The sequence below is a fragment of the Rhizobacter sp. genome, from assembly GCA_021153565.1.
Lineage (GTDB): Bacteria > Pseudomonadota > Gammaproteobacteria > Burkholderiales > Burkholderiaceae_C > Albitalea.
The window spans coordinates 1-7,834 of sequence record JAJKJU010000375.1 but is presented as its reverse complement, the minus strand read 5'-3'; the positions used below and the strand labels follow the sequence as shown (position 1 = coordinate 7,834).

The following is a 7,834-nucleotide window of genomic DNA, read 5'->3' as shown; positions in this document are numbered from 1 at the left end:
GTCGTCCTCCTGCGAGGCGGGATACAGAGCAACCGGCACGTTCACAAGGCCGAACGTGATGGCGCCTTTCCAAATGGCGCGGGGCATGGCATCTCCTGCTGCAAAGCATCGATACCTGTCTTGCGGCAATTGGCGAGCCCGTTGTACGAGCGAGTGTCTGAAAAACAGCCGTTTCAGACACTCATAGGTGGCTGCCGCTCAAGTGCGGCAATTTTTCGCTTGAGCCACGCCTTCTTCTCCCCGATGCCTAAGCCGGCCATCGGCCGGCTTAAGGCGACGTCAAGCACGAGCCTGCAGGTGCAATGCTGTGGAAGCAGCTCTTCGCTGACAACCCCATGCGCTCGGACCTCTACAAAACGGGCCAGTAGCCGGTCAAGAACGCCGTCCACTGCTCGAAGATTCCAGCGATGCCAAAGGGCAGCTCGCCCGGCTGCTAGATGGCCCAGCGCACGGCCTTGGTTGTAGGTGCGGCGCCCGTAGGTGAGCTCCTTCGCGAAATGCGGCAGCAGCCCGAACACGGCATCGTCGACGACGCGGTTGCCGGAACCCTCTTCAGCTCGCTTGATAAATGGGGCCAAGCTAGTCGGGAAGAGGTCATGCGGCGGCTCGTCACGATTGCGCTCCACGCCGAAGAAGGTCAGCAGCCGATCCTGGCGCGTGACGGGTCGGTAGTTCGAGCACATGGGTCATTCCCGTGTTGGTGTGGCGGCGCAATCAATGCCGCCGGCTCGCAGTGCCCTCGGCACATCAATCATCAGATGCCGGACGTATGACGTCAACCGTGATAGGGATGCCACCACAGGCCGTCAATGGCGCCTGCCGATACCCTCTGCGTTCTCGTCGGCGCGCGGTGTCGTCGAGCAGTTGCAGCGCCTGCCTCTGGTCGGCTGCAGATCGAGCGCCGGTCTGTGATGACGGCTCGCTTGCACTGGTCGTGCTCGATCCACAGCGCATGCGCGACCGCGCACGGGGAGCAAGCTCCAAACCACGGTACTGCCGATGCGGTTGTGGACTACGACGACGTAGTCGGGTGGCGCCGCATCGCTGTGTTGTTCGACTCTGCGGGGCAGGCGCCGGCGTGATGTCAGGAGGGCGGTTCGCGTGTAGAAGTCACGTGGTCTTTGCCGCAGAACAGCAAAACCTGCTGCGCGGCGCCGATAGCCACACAGGGCATGACATGACACTCGCCCCTTCCCAAATCGAGGATGTCAACTGCGCATTTCTCCGGCGAAAGACCAAGGGAGCTAGAACCAGCTATGAGGGTCCAAACTGTTCGCATCAAGAACTTCAGGGCATTGAAAGATGTCTCCTTTAGCAGGATGGGGGAGGCTTACCTTGCCGATTGACTCACCAGAACTGCGCGGCGATTTGCTCGCTTGTTTGCCTAGCTTGGTCATCGACATTCCGCTTGCTCAATCCGGGCAGCGGGTCGTCTACCTCGGTTACTTCGAGGACATCAAGATTCCACCGGACGTGTTCCCGCTTGATGGTGAAGACCCGGATGAGAAGCCGTTTCTGCACGGATGGGGCGCATGGGGGCGTATCGTCGTCAAGGTTGTTTCTGGAGCCGACTCGGTGACGTTGGCGCGGCTCCAGGCCGAAACCGCAATCCTCGAAGAGGTCCGCCCAAAAAGCTTCCCCAAGCTGCTGTACTGCGATCTTTTCATCGATAACCCGGTGACCGACGAACGCCTCAATGAGCGTCTGTACGTCTCCATCGAAGAGTTCATCGACTCCTCACCTCTTAGCGCTATCGCGGACCAGTACAACGGCAATGAAAAGAAGATTATTGAGCTGGCGCTGGGCATTTCTAACGCGTTGCTGCCTTTGTGGATGCATCCGCGCAAGTTCGTTCATAGAGACATCAAGCCGGCAAACCTGCTTATCCGTCCGACTGGCGAAGTCGTCGTCATTGATCTAGGGATCGTGCGGGAAACCGGGGCAGTAGGCGTCACCCATGATGGCCCAGGACCGGGTCCGTTCACACCAGGATACGGTGCCCCAGAACAAATGAACAACGAGAAGAGTGCAGTCAGTTTCAAGACCGACTTCTTCTCAATTGGCGTCCTTATGTATCGCCTGCTATCTGGTGTCGACCCGTTCGTGCCGCGCGTCAACATGGCCGTGCACGAAATCATGCTTGCCGCGGCGTCGATACATCCACCCGTGCTCATTGGCGCGGCCGGCTCGTCTCAAGGGTTTTCCGACTTTGTCGCGAAGGCCATGATGAAGGTGCCGTGGCAGCGACATCGCACACCAGCAATCTTCATTGAAGAGCTGCAAGCTCTGCAGAAGACCTGAGACTAGGAACCAACATGACGCTTCGATTGCTACATCAAGTGGGCCACAACAGTAACTGGAACATTGAATCCTTCGAGATAGACTATTGCGGGGATGGACTCATCCTCAGCCCGCTTCATCAGGCCATTGGAACCGTCGAAAGGCTGCGTGTTGAGACAAGGGCTGCATCGATCTTCGACCCACAGTTCTACCTGCCGAGCTCGCGCAAGACGAAGCTTCTGAGCTACCCCTTTTTTCCAGAGCAAGTTGACGGTGGCTTTCAGACGTCCACCTTTATCTAGCACGTTTCTGACGTCGCGAAGTCGTGCATCGACTTTCAAGTTGCGCAAGGTTTTAGGAAGATCGTGGTTCCCACCCGTTACATCAGTCAGATGTACCCGAGTTACTTCACGCAGCAGAACCAGTTCACCGTCAACTCCTTCATGGAACACGCGGGTAGTCGGCCGTTGTGTCTTTCGGTCGCCCTCACCGCGCCCATGATCCAGGATCACGAATGGCGCGAACGCGTGCTCAATTGGATCACCTCGTTTCCAGACGTGGACGAGGTCTACGTCATGTACGAGCATGACCGCGGTACGAAGCAGGTTCAAGATGCTGGATTCCTGATCGACTGCATGACCTTTCTCTCCGACATCATGAACACCGGCCTCGCCGTCACCCTGGGTTACACCAATACCGAAGGTCTTCTCTACACCGTTGTAGGTGACCTCAATATCACGATGGGTGCTTTCGAGAACACCCGTATCTTCTCAGTCGACAAGTTCCTCGAGTCTGAAGGAGAGCGCCGGGGACCGAAGGCGCGCATCTACCTTCCCGGCCTCTTCAATTGGGTTCAGTTTGAGGATGCGAAGCGAATCCGGGACGACGCTCCCGGTGTCTGGCAGCAGGTCTATCAACCGACCGACTGGGCGGAAGAAGCGTTGGGGCGCGAGGTTGAGCCTACGTTCAACCAGTCCCCCCTCTACAAGCACTACTTCCGGAACATGCAGGACCACATGAACGAGCTAAGGCCGCTGAGCGCCAGCGAGCGTCGGCAATTTCTGCTCGCGAAGATTGACACCGGCATGAGCGCTTATCGGGAGCTGCACTATCGAGGAATAGGTTTGGAAAAGCATGGCCAAGGCGGCCATCTGCTCGAATGGCAAAACGCACTAAACGGCGCGTGAAACGATCCGCCTGCTCAAGACACGAGATGCCAACACCGCTTGAGCTTGCCAACGCTTCCCAAGGCTCACCGGCCCCTGCACCGTCGCGCCATGGTGGATGAACAAGCCCCGGTTTCGATCTATCGACGCCAACCCTACGCCTACGATTCTGAATCGTTCCAGCTGGGCCATGGCCGGGCGGATATATGCATGGTCGAGCACGACCCAGGACTCGTCCGCAAACTGCAGATTCCGGTAGGCCTGCACTAACACGCGCTGCCAGTCGCTGATCTTCGCCTCAATCGCGATGAGACGTTCGAACGGAGGGGTTTTGACGGTCGCAAGGTCCAGGGAATCGCGGGTCTGCGCCGCCAAACCTGCGGCGGACAAACGCGAGATGACGCGTTGAGCGGCCTTCTCCGAACTACCCAGTTTGTCCGCGAGTTCCTGGCGACTCTTAATGGATTCACCGAGCGACAAACTGAGGAGAACAGCAAGTCGCGGCGACACGCTCCCTAACGCGCGCAATCCTTCCGTGCTACGTGGTGCCCGTTTTGCCAGGACAAGATCGGCGACGCCAACCCCTGCGTCCACCTCCAGCTCAACCCGATACTCCCGGCGGCGCGCAAGCTTCGTACAGGCCACGACAGCCTGAACGAGCTGTTCCTCCGAGTCAAAACTTTGCGTTCTCAAGATGTCAACTCACCACTCTCTAAATCGGCCACGTAGTGCTCATCCGCCGGATTTCTCTGTTCTCCATTGGAGCGCGCGACTATACCCACGCAGGACCGACGCCCGCTACGCCGAAGACATTCCGACGGCAAAGTTTTGAACTTCGGGGTATCGGGTGGCCATATTCATACGTAATTGCGTACGTGATGAAATGCGTAAGTGATGCAGTACGTGGGGGGTTGTTTCGCAGGATGCGTGCATTCGCCGACGTTGTCCCAGCCTGCAACGTGGCATCCCAAGTTCGCCACCTGATTCCCATCAGCTTTTCAGGGCGATGAGTCACAGCGTTCGTGCTGATGACATCCCAATGATCACGCGCTACGCTTTCTGAACTCGACGCCCTGGCAGAGTTCGAGCGGGGAGGCTATGAGCAAGACAAATCTCGCTATCGTCGCTGACACCGGCAAGCGCGCATCAGGCGCGTTCGACGACCAAGCGACCATCGACCGTTCTTTGACCGCCGAGATCGTGATTGCACTTTGCGGCCCGTTGGGGACGCCGCTTCACGAGGTGGCTGAAACCTTCAAGCACCTTCTTGAAGGGACCGATTACGGCTATGAGAAGGTCTTCATTCTCAAGCTCAGCGATGAGATTCGCGAACTGAGCGGGCTTGGCAATGACGAGCGTTCCAAGGAAAAGCTTATTGATGCCGGCAACGAACTACGGAAAAGCCACGGACACGCAGTGCTCGTTCGCCGTGCTATTCAGAAGATCACGCTGGAACGGGAGGCACTCCAGGGCGGCCATGATGCTCATCAAGCCAAGCTGTTCGAGGAGGCCGAGACAGACGCCGACGTTGTCATGCCAACCGTCTCAAAGCGCTACTGCCACATCATTGATTCGATAAAGCACATCGATGAGCTGCGGCTTCTGCGCTCCGTGTATGGCGACATGCTGCATGTGGTTGGGGTGTACTCGCCAATTGAGATGCGTGTCGATCGACTTGAACAACGTAAAGCCGCCGGCGATGAAATTCATCGCTTGATCGATCGTGACTCCGGAGAGGAGGTCAAGAACGGGCAACGCGTCGAGGATACGTTTCCGCTTTCAGACTTCTTCCTACGCGTTGACTCAGCGACGGACTCCCAGCGGAAGTCACGGGTGCGTCGCTTTCTGGATCTGATGCTGGGCACTCGCATCGTCACGCCAACGGTGCACGAACGAGCAATGTACGCCGCATTCTCGGCGTCTCGCAATTCAGCATGCCTGTCGCGCCAGGTGGGGGCAGCCATTACCAGCGAAAGCGGCGATGTGCTCTCAACAGGATGGAACGATGTTCCGAAAGCGTTCGGCGGTCTGTATGAAACGACGGAGCAGAACGCGTCGCCGGACGCTGACAAGCGATGCTGGAACATGGATGGCGGTCGTTGCTTCAACGATGAGGAGAAGTCGATGATCGCCAGGGCCGTCGTTGGTCGGCTTGCGGCAAAGGGACTTATCAAAGACCAGGACAAGGCCGAGGCATTCAGCGTTGTTCGGCATGATTCACAACTGCGCAGCCTCATCGAGTTCTCACGCGCCGTGCACGCCGAGATGCATGCTCTGCTCAACGCAGGAGCTACGCACGGGGGAAAAGTACGGGGTGGCAAGCTGTTTGTGACAACCTACCCTTGTCACTCGTGTGCGCGGCACCTTGTCGCCGCAGGCGTCCGCGAGGTGTACTTTCTCGAACCCTACAGGAAGAGTCTTGCGACCAAGTTGCACTCTGACGCCATTACCGAACGAGAGGGCGAGAGCGACAAGGTCCGCGTAATGCCGTTCGATGGTGTGGCGCCTTCCCGCTTTCTGAAGTTCTTCTCTGCGCACGATGGCGGCAGGAAGGATGCCACCGGTCGCATGCGAGTGCGTGAGGCCTACCCCGTGACTGCTATCACCTTGGAGGCTATCCCTACGCTTGAGGCCTTTGCGGTTCGTACACTAAAATCCAACAAATTGACGGCCGAGACCGAGGCTATGCCTCAGGCGAAGGACCAGGACCCATAACGTGAAGGAGCGGACCGTGGAGCAGGACAAGCAGATGTCGCTTCGCTTCGAGCCTTCGGTGTTTCCATCTGAAGCAGCCTCGTCCGAATGTGCATCTCAGCTGTCTGGCCTTCCGACGCCCGATCAAACTGCCACTGCGCAGAAGACAGCAGTGATCCTTAAGTTGCCCGCCGCTCTCGCTCGCGGCAGCCAGGCGACGACGCAAGGACGTGACAGCGATCTGCTCGGCCGCATATTGAATCGCGTCAAGCTGTTCTAGCGTAGGGGTGCGATTCAAACTGATGTGTACGCTTCAGGTTGCGGACACGGATTTCCGTTCAGGCTGAGGTATCGAAGCCCCATCCCGACGCTCCACTAGGCCCTTCGATACCTCAGGGCGATCCGTCTCACGGAATGTGCATCGAGCATCTATTGCGCGTCCGGGCCAACATCATTTGCGCGTCACTACACCTATACGGTTGCGCGGAAGACTTGTCTGGCATAGATCTTCTCTGCGTTTGTCAGCGCGCCATGCGAGAGCGCCTGGAGAACGTGAAAGAGCAACGCACGGTCGATGGCCGCGTCAATGCGGTTTGTGCTGGCGTCGACGGCGTTGGTCAGCGGTGTGGCTTGCTGAGCAATGAAGGCTGCGACGGCAGCGGATATCGCAGCTTGATCTACCTGGCCAACGGTCGGCGTGGGTGCTGGCGCGGAGGGGGTATTCGTCGACGCGGCAGGGCGTTGCGGCGTAGCGGTGGCCGACGCGGCGGTTGACACTGGCGCATAGCGGAGCACGGCTGTCAGTTCCGCGCTGCCAAGGCAGGCAACGCGATCGGCACGACTGGTAATCTCAAAGCTCTGGTTGTGGAGCACGCCGGACGCAACGTCCTCCACCCCGATGACAGCAACGCGCACGCCACGGCGTTGAGCGAGTTCGATGCCGACTGCCAGGTCGCTATCCCCGGTGACGAGTACCGCGTCACATACGGCGTGATGCGAGGTCAGTTCGATCAAGTCGGTGACGATGAGCGAGTCGACGCCCTTTTGCTGGCCCACGCCGTTGATCGTTCCAGCTCGCAGTTGCACGTCGTTTACGGCGACGAGCGCGCGCTGCTGCGGCGTCAGGCTGTTGGCCACTCCGTCGTACCAGTAGACGCGCAAGAGTTCCTTGTCCTGCAGCGCGAGGGTGGCGAGCGACTTGTCGATGATGGCCTGGATGAAACCTGCGGGATCCGTGATTTGCACGGTCACTGCGAGACTTGCTCATCTTGCTGCTGAGGATGGCCAACGCTTGGCGCAGAAGGTACCCGGCATCGACCATGATGACGAAGCGATTCATGTTTTTCGTCCCCAGAAATAGATAAGCCCCCTGTAGAGGGGGCAGATGCTGACCGCAACCGGGTTAGTTAAGGTTGCGACCAACGACGCCATTCTAACGCATGGGCGCGCGGCCCGTTAAAAAGAGAGATTTCTCGGGGTGCGATTCAAACTGATGTGAAGTAGTCCGACCAGCCGACGAGTCGCTGAACAGGCGACGATGCGTAGGGCACCATCACACCTCGGGCCATGACTGGGCATGGGCAAACCGACACCCTGATAATGCAGAGAGTCTTTAGCCTGGCGGACGCGGCACCCGGGTCTGCACTGACGGCACGGCGTGACCGCCGCGGCCGGTAGGCTAAAGATCCCGTTGC

General features: G+C 58.6%; 8 protein-coding genes. 5 read left to right on the top strand and 3 right to left on the bottom strand.

Translation table 11 applies throughout. From position 1 onward, the window contains the following. Nucleotides 1-173: 173 nt before the first annotated feature. Nucleotides 174-683: a hypothetical protein gene (locus AC30NL_RS23000; protein ID WP_489466301.1), complete on the bottom strand. Its 510-nt coding sequence runs from the start codon at nt 681-683 to the stop codon at nt 174-176. A 652-nt stretch (nt 684-1,335) separates the two neighbouring features. Between AC30NL_RS23000 and AC30NL_RS22995 the strand changes: the two genes are divergently transcribed. From AC30NL_RS22995 to AC30NL_RS22985, 3 genes are all read left to right on the top strand, one after another. Continuing rightward, nucleotides 1,336-2,301, top strand: a complete 966-nt coding sequence (locus AC30NL_RS22995) for a serine/threonine protein kinase (RefSeq protein ID WP_489466300.1) — start codon at nt 1,336-1,338, stop codon at nt 2,299-2,301. Nucleotides 2,302-2,315: 14 nt separating this feature from the next. Next, the gene (locus AC30NL_RS22990) at nt 2,316-2,582 is read left to right on the top strand and encodes a hypothetical protein (protein ID WP_489466299.1); all 267 of its coding nucleotides are present in this window, start codon (nt 2,316-2,318) and stop codon (nt 2,580-2,582) included. A 63-nt stretch (nt 2,583-2,645) separates the two neighbouring features. Further along, nucleotides 2,646-3,467 carry a hypothetical protein gene (locus AC30NL_RS22985; protein WP_489466298.1) on the top strand — a complete coding sequence of 274 codons (822 nt, stop codon included), beginning with the start codon at nt 2,646-2,648 and terminating at the stop codon, nt 3,465-3,467. Here AC30NL_RS22985 and AC30NL_RS22980 read toward each other — a convergent pair. Then, on the bottom strand, nt 3,453-4,139 hold the full coding sequence (locus AC30NL_RS22980; RefSeq protein WP_489466297.1) for a hypothetical protein: 687 nt from the start codon (nt 4,137-4,139) through the stop codon (nt 3,453-3,455). The two genes, AC30NL_RS22985 and AC30NL_RS22980, sit on opposite strands and share 15 nt — an antisense overlap. A gap of 405 nt (nt 4,140-4,544) precedes the next feature. Here AC30NL_RS22980 and AC30NL_RS22975 point away from each other — a divergent pair, with 405 nt between their 5' ends. Both AC30NL_RS22975 and AC30NL_RS22970 read left to right on the top strand, forming a co-directional pair. After that, entirely contained in the window at nt 4,545-6,161 is a 1,617-nt protein-coding gene (locus AC30NL_RS22975) for an anti-phage dCTP deaminase (protein WP_489466296.1), read from the top strand. 1 nt (nt 6,162) lies between these two features. Continuing rightward, on the top strand, nt 6,163-6,420 hold the full coding sequence (locus AC30NL_RS22970; RefSeq protein ID WP_489466295.1) for a hypothetical protein: 258 nt from the start codon (nt 6,163-6,165) through the stop codon (nt 6,418-6,420). A gap of 191 nt (nt 6,421-6,611) precedes the next feature. Here the strand turns inward: AC30NL_RS22970 and AC30NL_RS22965 are convergent, their stop codons facing one another. After that, the gene (locus AC30NL_RS22965; RefSeq protein WP_489466294.1) at nt 6,612-7,391 is read right to left on the bottom strand and encodes an NYN domain-containing protein; all 780 of its coding nucleotides are present in this window, start codon (nt 7,389-7,391) and stop codon (nt 6,612-6,614) included. Nucleotides 7,392-7,834 lie beyond the last annotated feature (443 nt).

Excerpts from the sequence above, each read along its gene's own strand:
- AC30NL_RS23000 (WP_489466301.1), bottom strand. The coding sequence starts at position 683 with ATGTGCTCGAACTACCGACCCGTCACGCGCCAGGATCGGCTGCTGACC.
- AC30NL_RS22990 (WP_489466299.1), top strand. The coding sequence starts at position 2,316 with ATGACGCTTCGATTGCTACATCAAGTGGGCCACAACAGTAACTGGAAC.
- AC30NL_RS22975 (WP_489466296.1), top strand. The coding sequence starts at position 4,545 with ATGAGCAAGACAAATCTCGCTATCGTCGCTGACACCGGCAAGCGCGCA.